This window comes from Bradyrhizobium sp. Leo78, assembly GCF_059512425.1.
The window spans coordinates 30,956-50,118 of the sequence record NZ_JCAMOT010000002.1; the positions used below are offsets into that span (position 1 = coordinate 30,956).

The window sequence follows — 19,163 nt, forward strand, 5'->3', positions numbered from 1 at the left end:
GGATCAGGTAGAGCGACCAAGGCGAAGCTGCGCCCCCTCTCCCGCTTGCGGGAGAGGGTTGGGGTGAGGGTGTCGCCGCGGCGAGACTCTTCGTGTGGAGAGAGCCCCCACCCGCCGCTTACGCGGCGACCTCCCCCGCGAGCGGGAGAGGTGAACGAGCTAGTGGCCTGACCGTTACAATCAAATAGAGCAACCAGGGCGGACCATGAGCAAGGAATTCGAGGAACACCTTGTTCGCTTCCGGAAACTGCCGAAGGCTGTCCGCGTGGTGTATTCGCGGCCACGCATCTTTACTTCGATCGCAGTGGGCGTCGCCGCGTTCTTCCTTTTGCCTCAGACACTGCGTCCGGTGACGCGGCTCGTAGTGAGCTGGGATATCTTCGTCGCGCTATATCTCGCCCTCGCCTTCATGATGATGCTCCAATGCAGCATCGCTTACATCAGGCGCAACGCGATCCTGCAGGATGACGGCCGGTTCCTGATCCTGCTCATCGCCGCGCTCGGCGCCTTCGCGAGCCTTGCCGCGATCATCTTCGAGCTCGGCGCCGCCAAAAGCAGCCCGGAAGCGCTGGCACTCGCGATCGTCACCATCGCGCTATCGTGGGCGCTGGTGCACACCGCCTTTTCGCTGCACTATGCGCACGAATATTATCGAGGGAAGGAACCCGGCGGTCTGCAGTTTCCGAGCGGCAAGGAGCACGTCGAGGCCGATTACTGGGATTTTGTCTACTTTTCATTTGTGATCGGCATGACCGCGCAGGTCTCCGATGTCGGCATCACCGACAGGATCATCCGCCGCACCGCGACCGTGCACGGCATCATCTCCTTCGTGTTCAACACGGCGCTGCTGGCGTTGATGGTCAATATCGCGGCGAGCGCGATCTAGCTTCGGCGCGCAACATCACGCGTCATTGCGAGTTTGGCAGCGGCCGAGGGCCGACCCCGCTTGATGAAAATAGGAGGGCGTTATTGACGCGCAGAGGCGCCTCCTCACCGCTGTCATTCCGGGGCGTCCGAAGGACGAGCCCGGAATCCATCGGGCGCCGCACTCCGCGGTGAGATGGATACCGGGCTCACGCTACGCGTGCCCCGGAATGACCGCGCGGACGATGACCGGCGGCTTGCAACTCACTTTCTTCTTAGCGGAGCGAAGCAATCCATTTCGCCGCTTGCTGAGGCATGGATTGCTTCGCTTCGCTCGCAATGACGGCTCGGCCAAGCTAATTGCAAACCTGGACATTGCCGCCGCCGCCCTCGTATGGGCCGCCTTGCGCGGTGGTGCGGAATTCGAGGTGGCAGCCGCGCGCGACCGGCCGGCAGCCGCCGCGGTCGCAGACCATTTGGCCGCCGCCACCGCCGCGGCCGCCTGAAGAGGCCATCGGCCGGGGAATGCGCACTTCCGCCCGCTCGCGCCGTGCCGGCCGATCGCCGGAATCGCGCTTGGCCATCGGCTTCTTGTCGCGCCGCTTCTCGCACGCATTGTCCTCATTGAGGAACGAGCCCGCGCCACAGACGATCCGGGTGCAGCGATCGCCATCGGCCTTGGTGCCGTGCTCGCAGATCAGCGGGCAGACGCGCGATGATTTCTGCTTGATGGCATCGAGCGTGTCGACATTGGCGACCTTGGTGTCGAGCCTGGTTCCGGCATAGCGATTGAACAGCGTCAGCGACCGCTGAGAGGCGGCGTTCCACTCGCCATCGGCGCTACCTGTCAGGCAGCCGACGCGGCGCAGCTCGGTCTGGATCGATTTGGTGACGTCGGCTTGCGGCGAGCCGGTGCTGAGCGCAGCGACACTCACCGCTTTGTCCTTGTCGACCGGCGTCGTCGCGGGCGCGGCGGCCGCCTGATCCGCGGCGATCTTGTCGGCCAGTGCCTTTTCCGCGGCCAGCCGCTTCTGCTCGGCGACCGCCGCCTGCTCCTGCGCGACCTGCTTGGCCTTTTCGGCGGCGATGCGCGCCTGTTCAGCGGCCCTGGCGTCGGCAGCCGCCTTGGCCTGCTCGGCTTTTTGGGCACCTTCGGCGGCGAGCCGGGCACGCTCCTGCTCCGCCGCCCGCGCCTTCTCCGTGGCGGCGACGCGGGCTTCCTCGGCTGTGATCTTCTCGAGCTGGAGTTTGGCGAGGCTCGCATAGAAGCCGTCGGGATATTGCGCGAGAAAGGCGTTGAGCGCGCTCTTGTTGCCGACCTGCAGCGCCAGCTCGTAATCACGGCGGATATCGGCCTGCGGATTCGGCACGGGCGCTGCCTTGGCTGGCGCCGGGACCAGCGGCACGTCCTCCCCACCGAGCGAGCCATAGACGAACGGCTCCTGGCGGTTATTGGTGGACTTCAGCACGTCGTCGCGGACGTAACCGAACGCGCGCCGCACATCGAGCCCGGGCGTCGTCAGGTGCTTTGCGAGCGCCGATGTGAAGGGGCTGTTCTTGCCGTCGCCATCGGCGGCGGTGGAACCGGCCTTGGCCGCATAGGCGATCAGCACGTTCGGGCTGGTCGGCTCGACCTTGGCGAGGCCCTGCCCGATCGCGCGCGACGCCACCGTGCGCTTCATGGTCTTGGCAAAGGGATCGTCGCGGCAGGCGTCGAGGATCACGAGCCGCAGTTTCTTGGCCGGCTCGATCGCGATCAGGACGCGGTCGAGCGAAAACGCCTCGTCATAGACGTCGGTGTCGCGTTCCAGCCTCGCATCGACCGGAATGAGGTAATTGGCGCCGTCGACCTCGATGCCATGGCCGGCGTAATAGACCACGGCGATCTCGGCATCGCGGGTACGATCGGCAAAGTCGCGCAGCGCGCGGCGGGTCTCGACCGCCGCGAGATCGCGGCGGAAGTCCACCACGTCGAAACCGGCGTCCTTCAGCATCGCCGCGATCAGCGCGCCGTCATTGACGGGGTTGGGGAGCGGCGCGACGTTCTGATAGGCCTGATTGCTGAGCACCAGCGCCACGCGCTTCTCGGCGAAGGCCGGCTGGCACATCAGAAGCAGGAACAGCGCCAAAACGAGGTGATGCAATCCCGGAAATCCAATCGATTTCATTACCGCACCTTCAAAAAACGCGGCTTTTCCATCCGACAGCAAAGCCTATCAGAAGCCGGGGCCGGATGGGGTGAGCCAAATCACGAACCATCCCGTGCCCGCCGTCCCATAACGTGTTAGTAGCCGAAGCCGAATGATGGTTCGCGTAGCCCGGGTGAAGCGAGGCATAACCCGGGAGCGCTGGTGACCGTCGATGGAGGTGTCCCGGGTTGCGCTACGCTCCACCCGGGCTACCAAAGGATGCCGGGAGGAACCAACCATGAGCCATGACCGATCGACCATTGAGGCCGTCGTGCAGAACTATTTCGACGGACTCTATGAAGGCGACGCCGAAAAGCTCGGCGCGATGTTTCACCCCTCCGCCGACCTGCGCTGGGTGGAAAAGAGCGAGCTTCAGGTGCTGACCGTGCCGGACTGGCTCGACCGGGTCCGCAAGCGGCCGTCGGCCAAGGCCGAAGGCAAGCCGCGCGAGGATTTCATCGTTACCATCGACCGCTCGGACGACTCCACCGCCTTCATCAAGGTCCGCTGCCAATTGCCGCCGCGCTATTTCACCGATTATCTGGTGGCGATGAAACTGAAGGACGGCTGGCAGATCGTCTCGAAATCCTATCGTTACGACCTGCGGGAGTAAGTCCGCCCCAGGGTTGGCGGATCGGACCGCCCTCTTTTCGATCTCGCACGGTCGAGCCGTCCACGCACATTGACCTTGCCTGCGCTTCGGGGCCAATTTGGACGGCCATGGAAGCCAGATTCCAGACCTTCGTGATCCTGCTCGCTGTGCTGGCGGGCACGGCGCTGTTGGCGCGGCGCCTCAATGTCGCGCCTGCCATCCTCTTGATGCTGGCCGGTATCGCGCTCGCGTTCGTGCCGGGCATGCCCAGCATCGAATTGCCGCCGGAATTGGTGCTGCTGCTGGTGCTGCCGCCGCTGATCTACACGGCTGCGGTGGCCATGAGTTGGCGCGAGTTCAAAAACAGCCTTCGTCCGATCGTGCTGCTCGCCGTCGGCTGCGTGATCTTCACAGCGGCGGCGGTAGCGATCGCCACTCACTACCTGATCGGGCTGCCTTGGGAGGTCGGGTTCCTGCTCGGCGCGATCGTGGCGCCGCCCGACGTGGTCGCCCCGCTTGCGATCGCGCGGCGGCTCCACATCCCCCGCCGCATCCTTGTCGTGCTGGAGGGCGAGGGGCTGGCGAATGATGCCACGGCGCTGATCCTCTACCGCTTCGCCCTCGCGGCGATCACCACCGGCGCCTTCTCGCTGCCGAAGGCCATCGGCGAATTTGCAGCCATCGTGGTCTGCGAGATCGCGTTCGGCATCGCCGTCGGATGGCTCAGCCTGCGCGCCCGCCAGCACTCGCGCGATCCGCAGGTCGAGATCACACTCTCGCTGATCACACCCTATGTGGCCTATTGGCTGCCCGAACATTTTGGCGGCTCCGGCGTGATCGCCACGGTCGCCTGCGGTCTTTACGTGAGCTGGAATGGGCCGCTCCTGATTTCTTCCGCCACCCGCCTGCAAGGCATCTTCTTCTGGGACTTGGTGATCTACCTGATCGAAGGCATCCTGTTCTTGCTCACCGGCTTCCAGATGCGCTTGCTGTACGAGAAGTCGAAGGCATTTCCGCTCGACGACATCCTCTCCACCACTGCGCTGGTGATCGCAGTCATCGTCATCGCGCGCTTTGCCTGGGTATTTCCCGCAACCTATCTGCCGCGGATCCTGAGCAAGCGCCTGCGGCAGCGCGATCCACAGCCGCCCTGGCAATGGGTATTCACGCTCGCCTTCGTCGGCGTTCGCGGCGCGGTGTCGCTCGCCGCGGCGCTGGCGCTGCCGTTTGCGCTCGCGAGCGGCGAGCCTTTTCCCTACCGCGACATGATCCTGTTCGTCGCCTTCGGCGTCATCTTCATCACGCTGGTGGGATTTGGCTTGAGCCTGCCCACGGTCGTCGGCTGGCTGAACATCACCAAGGACGGGTGCGCCGAGACTATCGCCGAGCATGAAGCAGAAATTGTCGCGAGGCGCCAGGCGCTGGCCGCCGGCCTCGCATCGCTCGATGCCATCGTTGACGAGCGCGCGCTCTCCGAGGAGGTCGTCAAGCTGCTGCGGGCGCGGCACCATATCCGCACCAGCCAGCTTCCGGCCGCGCTTGATCCCGACAAGCACGACGTCTCCGCCAACGGCACCGAGCTGACGCGGGAATTGATCGCGACCGAGCGCCAGTTCATCCACGCCCTGCTCCGCGACGGCAAGATCACCGACGAGACGCGCCGCCGGATCGAGCGCGATCTCGACCTGGAAGAGGCCAGCCTCGCGAACCGCGAATATCGGAAGATACCGTTGTAACGCGGGCTAACCTTTTTATTTGAGCATGATCTCCGCGCAAACGCTTCGCGTTTGTCGCGAGGGAAAACCGGTTTCCACTTTTCCGGATCATGCTCTACCGCGAGGCGCAGAATTCCTTCACAGCACCGACCACAGCGGCGCCGATCATGTCTTGTCGTTCCGTGGACGCCATTGCCAGCTCCTCGTCCCGATTGATGATCGAGCCGGCCTCAAGCAGGACCGCGGGCACGCGGGTCCGCATAAGCACGATGAGCTGATCGTAACGATAGACGCCCACCTTCTTGTCCAGCAATTTTCGCCGGTATCGCCCCATCACGGCCTGCGCATATTGGCGGGCATATTGCAGGCCCTGCGCCTTCATTCGATTGCCGAGCAACCGGGCAAACCTCAGACTGGTCCAGAATTTCGGATTGTCGTGAGAAACGAACAGCGAATAGCCGCTGAACCGGTCGCTGAAATGGCTCTTCGTTCCCTCGAACTCCCATTCTTCGAGAAAGGAATCAGGCACCGAGTCATGGTGGATCGATAAGGCGAGATCGGCCCCTGAATTGTTGATGGCGGCGGCGCGCTTGAACAGGCTCGGCCTTTTCGGGCCTTCGGTCACCAGGAGGCGGGTTTGCGCAAAGCCTTCCGACTTCAATTTGTCCTCGATGCGTTTCGCAAGGCGGAGATTGAAATCGAATTCCGGAATGTTGCGGGCGCTCCTCGCACCCGGCGCTTCGGCGCTATGGCCGACATCCAGGATGAGCTTGAATTTGGACCGGTCGCATTTCGAAGACGCAGTCTTTGGCGCCGCCCTGACACTCCCGCGCGACCACGCGGCATTTCGCGTGTCGGGCGACACGAGCGACAAGACGATGATCGAACTCACGATGATCGGACGGTGGCGCCACACGGCGAACATCGTAGCCCGGATGCAGCGAAGCGCAATCCGGGATCTGTCCATCCGCGTGCGAGACATCCCGGGTTTCGCTTCGCTGCACCCGGGCTACGGTTAGCCCCCTACTCCGCCGCGGCGTTCTGGCCGGGACCGCCGACGAAGCCCGTGGGATCGCCGAAGCGCTCGGTCATGACCGCCGTCAGGTCCTTCGCCTTGCTGGTCACGCAGGCGCCAGAACGGACGATGTAACGGTCCTGACGCGCAACATGCGGCGGCGCCTCGCCCTGCTGCAGCGCGCGGGCGGCGTCCATCACCAGCTTGCGAAAATGCATGATGCCGAGGTCGGTCGGCCCGAGATGCTCGCGCGTGCGGTCGGCGATCGGGCCCTGGCTGTCCTGCACCGCGGCGTCCTGCTCGGAGACGCCCTTGATGCCGGTGTAGCTCTTGGTCCTCTGCAGTTTACGATCGATCAGATAGTCGTTCGATTTGTTGCGCAGCGGCACATAGTTCTCATCGACCTCGGCGATCACACCGTTGCCGCGGTCATACGCATCGCGCTCCGCTTGCGTGATCGGGCGATGCGGATTCCAGGCGTAGGTGTAGATCCAGCAGTTGGTATCGGTGACCGGCACGAAGCTCTGGCCGAAGATGTTCTCGCCCGGCATCGCGCTCGGCGCAAAGGCGTGAACCGGCATCAGGAATTGGGCGATGCGCCAATAGATGTTGTCGGAGCCGGTGAGGCGGCCGCCTGCGATCGTTAGCCCGGCGTCGTGCGCGTTGATCTTGATCACCGGCCGCGGGTCTTCGGCGATCCAGCGCATGTGCTCGGTCGCCACACGCACCAGCGGATTGACGAAATGCTTCTTGATGTCGAGAATCTCGTTCTCTTCCTTCTCGAACGACAGATGCGCGAAGGTAAAATGCGCGGTATCGATCGAGCCTTCCAGCGCCTGCACCCAGTTGCAGTCCTGCCACTTCTTGCTGACGTAGCGATGCGACGGCGGCACCAGCGCCATCTCCAGCGCCGGCAATTCCGGCACGGCATCGGCCGGCCCCATATAGGCCCAGATCATGTCGCCCCATTCGCGCACCGGATAGGACTTGATGCGGATGTGATCCTTGGCGTTGAGATCGGGATAGGAGGTCGGCATGTCGACGCAGCGGCCGTCGGTGTCGAACTTCCAGCCGTGATAGACGCAGCGGATGCCGCACTCCTCGTTGCGGCCGAGCCAGAGATTGGCGCCGCGATGCGGGCAATATTGGTCGATGACGCCGACAACGCCGCGACTATCGCGGAAAGCGAGCAGCTCCTCGCCGAGAATGATGATCTTCTTCGGTTCGCTGTCGGGCTCGGGCAATTCCTCCGACAACAGCACCGGCAGCCAGAAGCGGCGCAACAGCTCGCCCATTCCCGTGCCCGGCCCGCTTTCGGTCAAGAACCTGTTGTCTTCCGCGCGAAGCATGGGACGTCCTCCGATTCTTGTTTTGGTTACGAGGAAGCTTGGCGCAAGCGCAGGCGTCGGTCAACGCGCACTGCTTCAACGTGTCACACATATAGATTGTGAGATTTATCACACGCAATTTCAGGTAAAAATGATAGCGACGTTCGAATTGCCATGTCCCGTTCAGGAAAGGATGCTCAGATGGCGACGTCGGAAGCCGAAGTCGAAACTGCCGTTCGTGGCGGATGCGCTCTCTTCAAGCGAATGATCGCAAACCTTGAAATCAGAATCCGCGACGAACGGCGCAGGCTCGCCGTCCTCGAAGCCAGCCTGAGGAAGGCAGAGTCTCAACCAAGGCCCGAACCGGCCCTCATCGAGCAGCTCAAGCAGTCGATCGCATCACTACAGAGCCAGATCGATGAGGATGAGATGAGCCTTGCCGACATCCGCATCGACTTCGAGATGTTCTGCACATGATAGGTTGCGGCGCGCCGTCCCGCATTTACCGTCACACCGGCCGCTCGCCTTTCACCGTGACGCGCGTGCCGGCGCGGGTATGGGGCCAGTAGTCCCACATCGCACGGTGCTGGGTGCAGCGATTGTCCCAGAAGGCGATCGCGTTCTCGGTCCAGCGGAAGCGGCACTGGAACAGCGGGTTTTCCGCGTGCTGGTAGAGATAGGCGAGGATGGCGTCGCTCTCGTCACGGGGAATGCCTGATATGTGGCGGGTGAAGCCGCGATTGACATAGAGCGCCTTCTTTCCCGTGACCGGATGCGTGCGCACCATCGGATGCTCGGCATGTGGATAGCTCGGCTTGTCGGCGACGCCGTAATTGGCGTAGAGCCCGCGATAGATCGGCTCGCCGTCATGCAGCGCGGTGAGCCCGTCGAGATAGGCCTTCATCCGATCCGACAGCGCCTCATAGGCCGCATACATATTGGCGAACAGCGTGTCGCCGCCATGCGGCGGGCACTGCCTGATGTAGAGGATCGAGCCCATCGGCGGCTCGAGATCGCAGGACACGTCCGAATGCCAGCCTTCGCCGTTGGCGCGCGGCGAATCCTTGTCGGCGTAGATCCTCATCAGCGCGGGATCCTCGCCCTCATGCGGGGCGGCGGGATGGATGTGCAATTCGCCGAACTTCCGGCCGAAGGCGAGATGGTCCTTTGGCGTGATGCGCTGGTCGCGGAAGAAGATCACGAGGTTCTCGGCAAGCGCGCGATGGATCTCATCCATCTGGCGATTGGAGCGCGCATCGTCGGAGACGAGCTGCGCGATATCGACACCGGAAATCTCCGCGCCGATGATCGGCGTCAGCTTTTCGACGCCGATGGTTTCATAGGGCTCGCTCTCGTCGGCGAGATGCTTGTAGCGGGGACCTTGCTTGCCGGACAGCGAGCTCACGGGTGTTGCTCCCAATCGTTATTGTCGGGAGCATCGTAGCCCGGATGGGGCGAAGCGCAATCGCAGGCCGCGGCTTTATCTGTCGTCCCGCGAAAGCGGGGACGACAGCGGAGAGGGGTCGTTGGACGGAGAGAACTTACTCCGCCGCGGTCACCGTGCTCGCGGGCACCGTGCTACCCCGGCCGTAGCGCTGGTCGATGTAATCGATGACCAGCGCCTTGAAGTCGGCGGCGATCGACGGACCGCGCAGGGTGCGGAACTTCTTGCCGTCAACGAAGACAGGCGCGGCCGGCGCTTCGCCGGTGCCTGGAAGCGAGATGCCGATATTGGCGTGCTTGGATTCGCCGGGACCGTTGACGATGCAGCCCATGACAGCGACGTTGAGCTGCTCGACGCCGGGATACTTCGTCTTCCAGGCCGGCATCTCGTCGCGGATGAAATCCTGGATCGAGCGCGCCAGCTCCTGGAACGTGGTCGAGGTGGTGCGGCCACAACCCGGGCAGGCCGCGACCAGCGGCACGAAGGTGCGGAAACCCATCGTCTGCAACAGTTCCTGGGCGACCTGGACTTCCAGCGTGCGGTCGCCGCCGGGCTCAGGCGTCAATGAGATGCGGATGGTGTCGCCGATGCCGTCCTGCAAGAGGATGCCGAGGGCTGCCGAGGAGGCGACGATGCCCTTCGATCCCATGCCGGCCTCGGTGAGGCCGAGATGGATCGCGTAATCCGAGCGGCGCGCCAGATCCTGATAGACCGCGATCAGATCCTGCACGGCCGAGACCTTGGCCGACAGGATGATGCGGTTCTTGGGCATGCCGAGCTCTTGCGCGCGGGCCGCTGACAATAGCGCCGACTGCACCATGGCTTCGCGCGTCACCGCGCGGGCATCGCGCGGGTTCGGCGAGGCCGTGTTCTCGTCCATCAGCTTGGTCAAGAGTTCCTGGTCGAGCGAACCCCAGTTCGCACCGATGCGCACCGGCTTGTTGTTCTTGTTAGCGATCTCGATGATGTCGGCGAACTGCGAGTCGCGCTTGTTCTTGAAGCCGACATTGCCGGGATTGATGCGGTATTTGTCGAGCGCCTCGGCGCAGGCCGGATATTCGGCGAGCAGCTTGTGGCCGATATAGTGGAAGTCACCGATCAGGGGCGTGTCGATGCCGCGCTTTCGCAGGCCATCGCGGATATGCGGGACGGCGGCGGCGGCTTCCTCGCGGTCGACCGTGATGCGGACCATTTCCGAGCCGGCGCGCGAAAGTGCTGCGACCTGGGCGATGGTGCCATCAACATCGGCGGTGTCGGTGTTGGTCATCGACTGCACGACGATCGGGGCGCCCCCGCCGACGGCGACATGGCCGACCATGACCTGGGTTGTCTGATGCCGGGGCGCTGGGCCGGCGACGTCGCTGAGAATTTCGGGCTTGTTCATGGCGTCTCGAATATCAGGTTTTGGTGACATTCACCAAGGGGGGCACGAAGGCGGGCTGGCGGTTTATTGGATCACATATTTTCTAACGGAGATTCAACAGCTTGCGCCTGAAAGCGGGATCGAGCGCAAGACCGGCGGCCGTCCGATGGGCTGACCGGTATATCGGGGGAGGATTCGGGGGATTAAAGAGCCCGCGAACACGCGAGGACGGCTTTTCATCCCCTACCGCGCGCCATACCTTGAAGCAAATACAACCCGCGGGAGGTGCAGATGGCGACAAGGGATGAGCTTATCACCACGGCGGAACTTGCCGATATCCTGCATCAGCCGGATCTTCGCCTCTTCGACTGTACGACCTATCTGGAGCCGGCGCCGGAAGGCAGCGGCGTTCCCTATATTGCGGTGCCGGGGAAAGAAACCTTCGAGGCCGGCCATATCGCCGGCGCCGATTTTCTCGACTTGCAGGGCGAATTCTCCGCTCCGAACACGGAACTGCGCTTCATGATGCCCCTCGTCGCGCAGCTCGAAACCGCCTTCGGCCGCCACGGGATCGGTCCCGACAGCCGGGTGGTGCTGTATTCGATCGGCACGCCGATGTGGGCGACGCGCTTCTGGTGGATGCTGAAATCGCTGGGCTTCGACGGCGCCTCCGTGCTCGACGGCGGCCTGGACAAGTGGAAAGCGGAAGGCCGCCCGCTCGAGACCGGCCCCGCCAAGGGCTATCCGCCTGCGACGTTTGCCGCGAAACCGCGAGCGGGTTTCTTCGTCGGCAAGGACGACGTGCTCGCCGCACGAGGGGACCAAGGCACCGTCACCGTCAATGCGCTGGGTCCACAATTCCACGCAGGCCTCGAACCCAGCCGCTACGGCCGGCCGGGACGCATTCCCGGCAGCGTCAATATGCCGGCGGCGACGTTGCTCGATCCCACGGCGAAGACGTTCATCGCGCGCGCGGACGCGGAAGCGAAATTTGCAAGCCAAGGCATCAGCAAGGACAAGCGCGTGATCGCCTATTGCGGCGGCGGCATTTCCGCGACGGTCGATTTATTCCAGCTCCATCGGCTCGGCTACGACAACCTCACCCTGTATGACGCGTCGATGGGCGAATGGGCCAAGGACGAGACGCTGCCGATCGAACGGGGATAGGCGCGGGTTCTTTACCCGTCATTGCGAGCGAAGCGAAGCAATACACGGCACGCGGAGGCATGGATTGCTTCGCTCCGCTCGCAATGACGGAGGAAAGATCTACCTCGACGCCCAGTCGTCATTCCGGGGCGATGCGAAGCATCGAGCCCGGAATCCATTTCTCCACCGCGCATGCGGCCCGATGGATTCCGGGCCTGCGCCTTCGGCGCATCCCGGAATGACAGCGGTGGCTCACGCCGGTACATTAGGATCCGGCGTCACCTTCGGATCCGGCTTGTTCACGAGATAGAGGCCGATGATCACCAACAGCGCCGCGACGCCGAATACCGGCGTCAGCGTGTCATGCATGATGACATAGGCAGCGACGACGCCGAACAGCGGCGTGATGAAAGTGAAGGCCGACAGCTTGCTGGCGGAATACATCTTCACCATCGCAAACCAGATCACGAAGGTGCAACCCACCACCCAGATCGCCTGATACGCCATCAAGGCGAGCGACAGCGGGCTGGGAAAATGGGTGATGGTTTCGCCCGCAAGCCACGAGGCGATACCCAGGATCGGAATCGACAGGGCGACCTGATAGCCGAGCGCCTTTTCCGGCGCGGCCTTGCGTAGCGCTGTCCCCTTGGCGACCAGCGTGGTGGCCGCCCAAAGCGCGCCGCCGCCGACCACCATCAGATCGCCCAGCAAGACCTTGGCGTCGACATCCGGCTGCGGCACGCCGATCGCAAGCGCGACGCCGGCAAAGCTCAAGGCGAGCCCGCTCCATTGCAAGGCGGAGAGCCGCTCGCCGAGGAACTGATGGGAGCCGAATGCGACGAAGAACGGCGCCGTATAGAGGAAGACCGACGCGCGCGAGGCCGAGGTGAACACCAGGCCGCTGAAGATCAGCACGAACTCGATGCCGAACATCAACCCGGCGACCAGGCCGGCCAGAAGCGTGCCGTCGCGCTCGAAGAATTTGACGCCGCGCAGCCAGCCCACGATCAGCATCACCGGCAACGCGCCGGCGGAGCGGAACATCGCCTGCAGCATCGGCGGAATGTCGGGCAGCGCGAGCTTGACCGCGATCTGGTTGAATCCCCAGCTCACGCACAGCATCAGCATGATCGCGACCGCGCCCGGGGTGAGCGCGCGCCCGGTTGCGGCGACGCTGGAGATGGTTTGCGTTGACATGTTGCCTCGGTTTCCGGCTTGGCGCCGTGTTATCGTTTGGAATCCGGAGCGGGGGGCTTCCGGGTTTCATGATCCGATCGGACCGGATCGGATCATGATCTCATCTCTTTCTCTGAGCATGATCTCCGCGCAAACGCTTCGCGTTTGTCGCGAGGGAAAACCGGTTTCCACTTTTCCGGATCATGCTCAAATCCAATCAGACAACGGCCCTGGTTTCTTTCTGGCAATGCGCGCAAGTGCCGGCGATCTCGACCACCGACAGCTTCGGCGCAAAGCCCGCGGCGCGCGCTGCGGCCTTCAGGCTCTGGGCCACCGGCGCCGCCGGGATTTCGCCGACTGCGCCGCAGCGATCGCAGATCAAAAACGCCACCATAGAGGTCTCGTCGTGATCATGCGCGCAGGCCAGAAACGCGTTCCGGCTTTCGATGCGGTGAACGAGGCCGTTCTCCATCAGGAAATCGAGCGCGCGGTAGACGGTGATCGGCGCCGGGCGCGGCATCGACTTGGCGAGCTCGTCGATCACCTCATAGGCGCCGAGCGGCCGGTGGCTGGACAATAGCGCCCCGAGCACCTGACGGCGGATCGGCGTGAACTTCTGCGCCCGCCGCGCGCAAACCTCCTCGGCATGCGCGATCCCTTCCGCAGTGCAGCGGCCGTGATCGTGGTCAGGTGCGGGAAATGTGGGTTTTGCCAACGTCATATGCACCGTTTTAGCAGCCTGACCGACGATCCCAAAGCCCCGGGGCTCGCCCCGTTCCCAGCCATGTTCTGGAAGCGGAGCTGCCTTCCGTTAACCGGACATGCGGAAATCATAAGCTAGCTTATTATAGCCAAAGCTTATGGAGGGGTAGATTATGCCGGGGTCCGTCGACGCGAACTTCATGTTCACGCTCGGTGAATTGTTTCGCCTGATCCGCGTCTACGCGGACAAGGAGGCCGCGCGCTACGGAATTACCCGCGCGCAGTGGGCGGTGCTGACCAAGGTCGAGCGCAGCGAGGGAATGAAGCAGACCGAGCTTGCCGAGTTGCTCGAGATGCAACCGATCACGCTGACCCGGCTGATCGACAAGCTCTGCGACAATGGCTGGATCGAGCGCCGCGGCGACGAGAACGACCGTCGCGTCAACCGGCTCTATCTGCGCAAGGCGGCGCGCCCGCTGCTCGCCAAGCTCGCCGGCCTTCGCTCCGAACTCACTGCAACCGCGCTGGAAGGCATCAGCCCCGCCGATGCCCACCGTCTGCTCGCCCAACTCGAATCTATCAAGGAAAACGTCCGCAATGCCATCCAGACCCCGGCCGGCGAATCTCCCAGAAAAGAGCAGCGCTATGGCTGATCCCGTACTGAAACTCGCGCCCGAGCAGAGGGACAATCCGGCCTCGGCTCCAGCGAAGACCGATCAGCCGCGCGGCCTGATGGCGGGCTTGCGGCACTATCGCCGTTTCCTCCTCCTGGTCGTGTTGCCGCTGTTGGTGCTGGTCGGCGGCGTCGTCTTCTATCTCAACGGCGGCCGCTATGTGTCGACCGACGACGCCTATGTCGGTGCGCAGAAGGTGCTGATCACGCCCGACATCTCCGGCAAGATCGAGAAGGTCGTGGTCAAGGAAGGCCAGCAGGTCAAGCAAGGCGACGTGCTGTTCGAGATCGACCCGGTGCCGTTCCGCCTCGCGGTGGACCAGGCCAAGGGGGCGCTCGATCAGGCACGCACGAACTATGACAACCTGGTCGCCAATATCAAAATCTACGGCCAGATGCTCGATCTGGCACAACGGGGGGTCGACCTGAAGCAGCGGGACGTCGACCGCAAGCAGTCGCTGGTGAAGAGCAATTTCGGTTCGCAGCTCGACCTCGACAATGCCGCGACGTCGCTGGTGACCGCGAGCGCGCAGGCCGAGTTCATCAAGCAGCAGATCTCCAGCTCCAAGGCGCAACTGCTCGGCGATCCCGACCTGCCGCTGGAGCAATTCCCGCCTTATGCGCAGGCCAAGGCCAAGCTCGATGAGGCCCAGCGCAACCTCGACCACACCGTGATGCGCGCGCCGATGGCGGGCACCGCCACCCAGGTCGAGCAGATCCAGCTCGGCCGCTTCATCGCCGCCGGCACGCCGGTGTTCTCCATTATCGACGTGGCGAATCCCTGGGTCGACGCCAACCCGAAGGAATCCGACTTCACCTATGTCGCGGTCGGCCAGCCGGTCGACCTCGAGGTCGACGCGTTCCCGAACCATTTGTTCAAGGGCACGGTCGGCTCGCTCTCGCCCGGTACCGGCGCGCAATTCGCGATCCTGCCGCCGCAGAACGCGACCGGCAATTTCGTCAAGGTGGTGCAGCGCGTGCCGGTCAGGATCTATTTCGACCAGAACGACAAAATGGTGCGCAAATTGAAGGCGGGGATGAGCGTCTACGCCACCATCGACACCAACCATCGCCGCACGCTGTCCGGCCTGCTCGGCCTGTCCTCGGCCGCAGCGGCCCACGAGCAGGACTAGGTCTAATGAAATCAGGTCGAGTTGGTGCGGCATCGGAACTCGCCATCTCTCCCATCGGGAGAGGTCGGATCGCATCGCAAGATGCGATCCGGGTGAGGGGTTACGCTCTCTCGTGGGACCTGATCCCCCTCACCCGCGCCTTCGGCGCGACCTCTCCCCGGCGGGGAGAGGTGGTGCCCGCGGCCCGACCGATTCAACCAACCAGCACCAGGCGATAGAACAGATGTCGACGGCGGCCCCCTCGCCCAGCATGGTGCCCGGCCTGCGCCGGAACATGGTGACGGTCTGCGCGATGACAGCGACCGTCATGCAGGCGCTGGACACCACCATCGCCAATGTCGCGCTGCCCTATATGCAGGGCACGCTGTCGGCGTCGCAGGACCAGATCAACTGGGTGCTCACGTCCTACATCGTGGCGGCCGCGATCATGACCGCGCCGGTCGGCTGGATCGCCAACCGGTTCGGGCGCAAGCGCATCTTCATCATCTGCTCCGCCGGCTTCACCGTGGCTTCCGTGCTGTGCGGCCTGGCGCAGGACATCAGCCAGATGGTGCTGTTCCGCCTGCTGCAGGGCGTGTTCGGCGCCGCGCTGGTGCCGCTGTCGCAAGCCGTGATGCTCGACTCCTACGCGCTGCACGAACGCGCCAAGGCGATGTCGATCTGGGGCATGGGCGTGATGATGGGCCCGATCATGGGCCCGTCGCTCGGCGCCTGGCTGACCGAGACCTATTCCTGGCACTGGGTGTTCTTCGTCAACCTGCCCTTCGGCGCCATCACCGTGCTCGGCCTCATCATCTTCATGGACGAGACCAAGCAGAACCTGGAACTGCGCTTTGACTGGTTCGGCTTCGGCGCGCTCGCAGTTGCGATCGGCTCGCTGCAGCTTGCGCTCGACCGCGGCGAGCAGCTCGGCTGGCTCGAATCCAACGAGATCATCGCCGAGTTCATCATCAGCGGCATCGGTTTCTATTACTTCTTCGCCCATTCGTTCACGACGTCGAAGCCGTTCATCCGGTTCGAACTGTTCAAGGACAGGAATTTCGTCGGCGGCTGCGTGTTCATGACCGTGATGGGGCTTGTGCTCTACTCGACCATGGCGCTGTCCTCGCCTTACCTGCAGAACGTGATCGGCTATCCCATCATCACCGCCGGTGTGCTGCTGGCGAGCCGCGGCTGCGGCACCTTCGTCGCGATGATGCTGGTCGGACGCATGATGCGCTTCATCGAGGCGCGCACGCTGATCATCTCCGGCCTGGCACTGACCGCCGCGTCGCTGTTCGTGATGACCGGCTGGACCGACCAGACCAGCGCAACCGAGATCGTGGTCGTGAGCATCGTCCAGGGTTTCGGCTTCGGACTGGTGTTCGTACCGCTCTCGACCGTGGCGTTCCTGAGCTTGCCCAATCACCTGCGCACTGACGGCACCTCGATGCTGACGCTGCTGCGCAACGTCGCCAGCTCGATCGGGATCTCCATCGTGATCGCGCAGCTCACGGAAGGCTCGCGGCGCATCTACGCGACGCTGTCCGAGCACATCACCCCCTTCAACCATGCACTGCAGATGCCCAATGTCAGTGGCATGATCAATCTCAACACCGACACCGGCCGCGCGATGGCGGATAAGATCGTCGCGGTGCAGGCGCAAATCATCGCGTTCGCCCACGACTACCAGCTCGTGATGGTGTTCATCCTGGCCTCGATCCCGCTTGCGATCATGATCGGTTCGACCAAGGCGGCGCTGCGGTCGCAGTCGCAGGCATCCTCGGACCATGCGGCGGTGATGGAGTAGTCGAGGCTCGCTCACGAAAGAGTTATTCCCGGCGCGGCTGCCCTGGTTGATGCGTCGACCAATCCTATCTCCCCACCGATATCACTGGAGGTTGGAACATGGCGGGTTCAGCGCTGGTCGTGGGCGCAAGCGGTATCGTCGGCAATAATCTGGTCCGGCACCTGCGTCAGCAGGAGTGGCAGGTCTACGCGCTGGCGCGCCGGCCACCAGCCAACATCGGCGTGCAGCCGGTGGCGGCGGACCTGCTGGACCCCGCATCGGTTCGCAAGGCGCTACAGGATCTGAGACCGACGGACGTGTTCATCAGCACGTGGTTGCGCCAGAACACCGAGGCCGAGAATATCAGGGTCAATTCTGCGATGGTGCGCAACCTGCTCGACGCGTTGTCGCCTGCAGGTTCGGTGAAGCATGTCGCGCTGGTGACCGGGCTGAAGCACTATCTTGGTCCGTTCGAAAGTTACGGCAAGGGCAAGCTGCCCGCCACGCCGTTTCGGGAAGACCAGCCCCGGCTCGAGATCGAGAATTTCTACTACGCCCAGGAAGACGAAGTGTTCGCGGCGGCTGGTCGCGACGGCTTTGGCTGGAGCATCCATCGGCCGCACACCATCATCGGCTATGCCGTGGGCAACGCGATGAACATGGGCGTGACGCTCGCGGTCTACGCCACCATCTGCCGCGAGACCGGACGTCCGTTCCTGTTTCCGGGCTCCGCGACGCAGTGGAATGGTCTTACCGATATGACGGATGCGCGGCTGCTCGCACGCCATCTGGAATGGGCGGCGACAACGCCGGCCGCCCGCAATCAGGCGTTCAATGTCGTCAATGGCGACGTGTTTCGCTGGAGCTGGATGTGGCAGCGGCTGGCCGACTGGTTTGGACTAAAGCCGGCGCCATTTCAGGGCGAAGGAATTCCGCTGGAGCGACAATTGGCCGATGCGGGCCCGATCTGGTCCGACATCGCCAGAAAATATCGGCTGGCCGAGCCCGATCTCGGCGTGCTCACCTCGGCCTGGCACACCGACGCCGACCTCGGTCGCCCGATCGAGGTCGTTACCGATATGAGCAAGAGCCGCAAGCTCGGCTTTCTCGATTACCAAACAACCGATGATAGCTTCTTCGATCTGTTCGCGCGTTTACGCGACGAGCGTCTCATCCCGTAAGACCGGCTACGCAAGCGCATCGAGCCGGGCGTAGCTGTCTTCCATTCCGTGCTCCATGCCGGTCGCCAGCATCGCGTCCCGCGTCGCTGCATCCGGCAGCGTCATTCGCATCGTCATCAAGGTGCCGCTGCCGTCGGGCGCGAAAATGGTCTCGACGTGATTATCCGGCGTCGGGTCCGGCAGATGCATGCGCTCGACGTGGACGATGCGGCTGAACGGCGCGAGCTCCAGATATTCGCCGGTCAGATAGAACCCGCCGCCTTCGCCATTGCTCCACTCGTAGCGGATCTTGCCGCCAGGACGGGCTTCGCTGATGCAGACCGGCATGGTCCAGCCCGGCGGACCGAGCAGCCATTTCTGCAAGAGTTCCGGCTCGGTATGGGCGCGATAGACGGCTTCTGGCGGCGCGGCGAAGCGGCGGGTGACGATGACATATCGATCGCCTTCGGTCTTCAGCGTCAGTCTGGTCATGGGAAGCCTTTCACTTCTCGGTTTTCATATCGGCCAGAACCTGGTCGAGCCGGTCGTAATTCGCGTTCAGGGCTTGCCGTAGCATCGAAAGCCACTGGTCGATCTCGGCCATGGCACCGGGCGCGAGCCGGCACGGTCGCTTGGTGCCTTCAACGCGGCGAATGATCAGGCCGGCGCTTTCCAGCACCTTGAGATGGCGGGAGATGGCGGGCTGCGTCAGCTCGAACGGCTCGACCAGTTCCATGACGGTCGCTTCGCCCAGCGCAAGGCGAGCCAGGATGGCCCGGCGAGTCGGGTCGGCGAGCGCTGAAAAGGCGGCGTCGAGGTTGGGCATATCAAGCATCCATTATATAACTGTATTATTATATAACGGAATGCTGATAGTCAAGGGCCGTGGCCCGGG

General features: G+C 63.5%; 18 protein-coding genes. 9 read left to right on the forward strand and 9 right to left on the reverse strand.

Annotated features, from left to right (window positions below; genetic code table 11):
• Positions 1–205 precede the first annotated feature (205 nt).
• Positions 206–886, forward strand: a complete 681-nt coding sequence (locus tag AC5ZG1_RS02595) for a DUF1345 domain-containing protein (RefSeq protein ID WP_496131905.1) — start codon at positions 206–208, stop codon at positions 884–886.
• A gap of 334 nt (positions 887–1,220) precedes the next feature.
• On the opposite strand, the gene AC5ZG1_RS02600 is transcribed toward AC5ZG1_RS02595, so the two are convergent.
• Complete coding sequence (locus AC5ZG1_RS02600) at positions 1,221–3,032, reverse strand: caspase family protein (RefSeq protein ID WP_496131906.1); 1,812 nt, start codon at positions 3,030–3,032, stop codon at positions 1,221–1,223.
• A 259-nt stretch (positions 3,033–3,291) separates the two neighbouring features.
• Between AC5ZG1_RS02600 and AC5ZG1_RS02605 the strand changes: the two genes are divergently transcribed.
• Together AC5ZG1_RS02605 and AC5ZG1_RS02610 are read left to right on the forward strand one after the other, a co-directional pair.
• Entirely contained in the window at positions 3,292–3,666 is a 375-nt protein-coding gene (locus AC5ZG1_RS02605) for a nuclear transport factor 2 family protein (RefSeq protein ID WP_496131907.1), read from the forward strand.
• 107 nt (positions 3,667–3,773) lie between these two features.
• A complete protein-coding gene (locus AC5ZG1_RS02610; protein ID WP_496131908.1) occupies positions 3,774–5,381 on the forward strand; it encodes a Na+/H+ antiporter in 1,608 nt (535 codons plus the stop codon).
• 94 nt (positions 5,382–5,475) lie between these two features.
• Here the strand turns inward: AC5ZG1_RS02610 and AC5ZG1_RS02615 are convergent, their stop codons facing one another.
• Both AC5ZG1_RS02615 and AC5ZG1_RS02620 read right to left on the reverse strand, forming a co-directional pair.
• Complete coding sequence (locus AC5ZG1_RS02615; RefSeq protein WP_496132083.1) at positions 5,476–6,285, reverse strand: N-acetylmuramoyl-L-alanine amidase family protein; 810 nt, start codon at positions 6,283–6,285, stop codon at positions 5,476–5,478.
• A gap of 98 nt (positions 6,286–6,383) precedes the next feature.
• Positions 6,384–7,724 (reverse strand): Rieske 2Fe-2S domain-containing protein, encoded by a 1,341-nt coding sequence (locus tag AC5ZG1_RS02620; protein WP_456641479.1) that lies wholly within the window; start codon positions 7,722–7,724, stop codon positions 6,384–6,386.
• A 180-nt stretch (positions 7,725–7,904) separates the two neighbouring features.
• Between AC5ZG1_RS02620 and AC5ZG1_RS02625 the strand changes: the two genes are divergently transcribed.
• On the forward strand, positions 7,905–8,180 hold the full coding sequence (locus tag AC5ZG1_RS02625; RefSeq protein WP_456641480.1) for a hypothetical protein: 276 nt from the start codon (positions 7,905–7,907) through the stop codon (positions 8,178–8,180).
• Between the two features lie 31 nt (positions 8,181–8,211).
• Here AC5ZG1_RS02625 and AC5ZG1_RS02630 read toward each other — a convergent pair whose 3' ends face one another.
• Both AC5ZG1_RS02630 and ispG read right to left on the reverse strand, forming a co-directional pair.
• Positions 8,212–9,108: a TauD/TfdA dioxygenase family protein gene (locus AC5ZG1_RS02630; protein ID WP_456641481.1), complete on the reverse strand. Its 897-nt coding sequence runs from the start codon at positions 9,106–9,108 to the stop codon at positions 8,212–8,214.
• Between the two features lie 136 nt (positions 9,109–9,244).
• Entirely contained in the window at positions 9,245–10,531 is a 1,287-nt protein-coding gene (gene ispG / locus AC5ZG1_RS02635; protein ID WP_456641482.1) for a flavodoxin-dependent (E)-4-hydroxy-3-methylbut-2-enyl-diphosphate synthase, read from the reverse strand.
• Positions 10,532–10,801: 270 nt separating this feature from the next.
• Here ispG and AC5ZG1_RS02640 point away from each other — a divergent pair, with 270 nt between their 5' ends.
• On the forward strand, positions 10,802–11,677 hold the full coding sequence (locus tag AC5ZG1_RS02640) for a sulfurtransferase (RefSeq protein WP_496131909.1): 876 nt from the start codon (positions 10,802–10,804) through the stop codon (positions 11,675–11,677).
• A gap of 231 nt (positions 11,678–11,908) precedes the next feature.
• On the opposite strand, the gene AC5ZG1_RS02645 is transcribed toward AC5ZG1_RS02640, so the two are convergent.
• Both AC5ZG1_RS02645 and AC5ZG1_RS02650 read right to left on the reverse strand, forming a co-directional pair.
• Positions 11,909–12,784 carry a DMT family transporter gene (locus AC5ZG1_RS02645; protein WP_130225392.1) on the reverse strand — a complete coding sequence of 292 codons (876 nt, stop codon included), beginning with the start codon at positions 12,782–12,784 and terminating at the stop codon, positions 11,909–11,911.
• A gap of 265 nt (positions 12,785–13,049) precedes the next feature.
• A complete protein-coding gene (locus tag AC5ZG1_RS02650) occupies positions 13,050–13,553 on the reverse strand; it encodes a Fur family transcriptional regulator (RefSeq protein WP_456641483.1) in 504 nt (167 codons plus the stop codon).
• A 154-nt stretch (positions 13,554–13,707) separates the two neighbouring features.
• Here AC5ZG1_RS02650 and AC5ZG1_RS02655 point away from each other — a divergent pair, with 154 nt between their 5' ends.
• The 4 genes from AC5ZG1_RS02655 (at position 13,708) to AC5ZG1_RS02670 (ending at position 18,289) form a co-directional block, all read left to right on the forward strand.
• Positions 13,708–14,187 (forward strand): MarR family winged helix-turn-helix transcriptional regulator, encoded by a 480-nt coding sequence (locus AC5ZG1_RS02655; protein ID WP_028168004.1) that lies wholly within the window; start codon positions 13,708–13,710, stop codon positions 14,185–14,187.
• Positions 14,180–15,340, forward strand: a complete 1,161-nt coding sequence (locus tag AC5ZG1_RS02660; RefSeq protein WP_456641484.1) for an HlyD family secretion protein — start codon at positions 14,180–14,182, stop codon at positions 15,338–15,340. Before AC5ZG1_RS02655 ends, AC5ZG1_RS02660 begins: the two co-directional genes overlap by 8 nt.
• 223 nt (positions 15,341–15,563) lie before the next feature.
• On the forward strand, positions 15,564–17,129 hold the full coding sequence (locus tag AC5ZG1_RS02665; RefSeq protein WP_456641485.1) for an MDR family MFS transporter: 1,566 nt from the start codon (positions 15,564–15,566) through the stop codon (positions 17,127–17,129).
• 98 nt (positions 17,130–17,227) lie between these two features.
• Positions 17,228–18,289: an SDR family oxidoreductase gene (locus AC5ZG1_RS02670; RefSeq protein ID WP_456641486.1), complete on the forward strand. Its 1,062-nt coding sequence runs from the start codon at positions 17,228–17,230 to the stop codon at positions 18,287–18,289.
• A 6-nt stretch (positions 18,290–18,295) separates the two neighbouring features.
• Here the strand turns inward: AC5ZG1_RS02670 and AC5ZG1_RS02675 are convergent, their stop codons facing one another.
• Together AC5ZG1_RS02675 and AC5ZG1_RS02680 are read right to left on the reverse strand one after the other, a co-directional pair.
• Complete coding sequence (locus AC5ZG1_RS02675) at positions 18,296–18,760, reverse strand: SRPBCC domain-containing protein (RefSeq protein WP_456641487.1); 465 nt, start codon at positions 18,758–18,760, stop codon at positions 18,296–18,298.
• Positions 18,761–18,770: 10 nt separating this feature from the next.
• Complete coding sequence (locus tag AC5ZG1_RS02680) at positions 18,771–19,094, reverse strand: ArsR/SmtB family transcription factor (RefSeq protein WP_208827505.1); 324 nt, start codon at positions 19,092–19,094, stop codon at positions 18,771–18,773.
• Between the last annotated feature and the right edge of the window lie 69 nt (positions 19,095–19,163).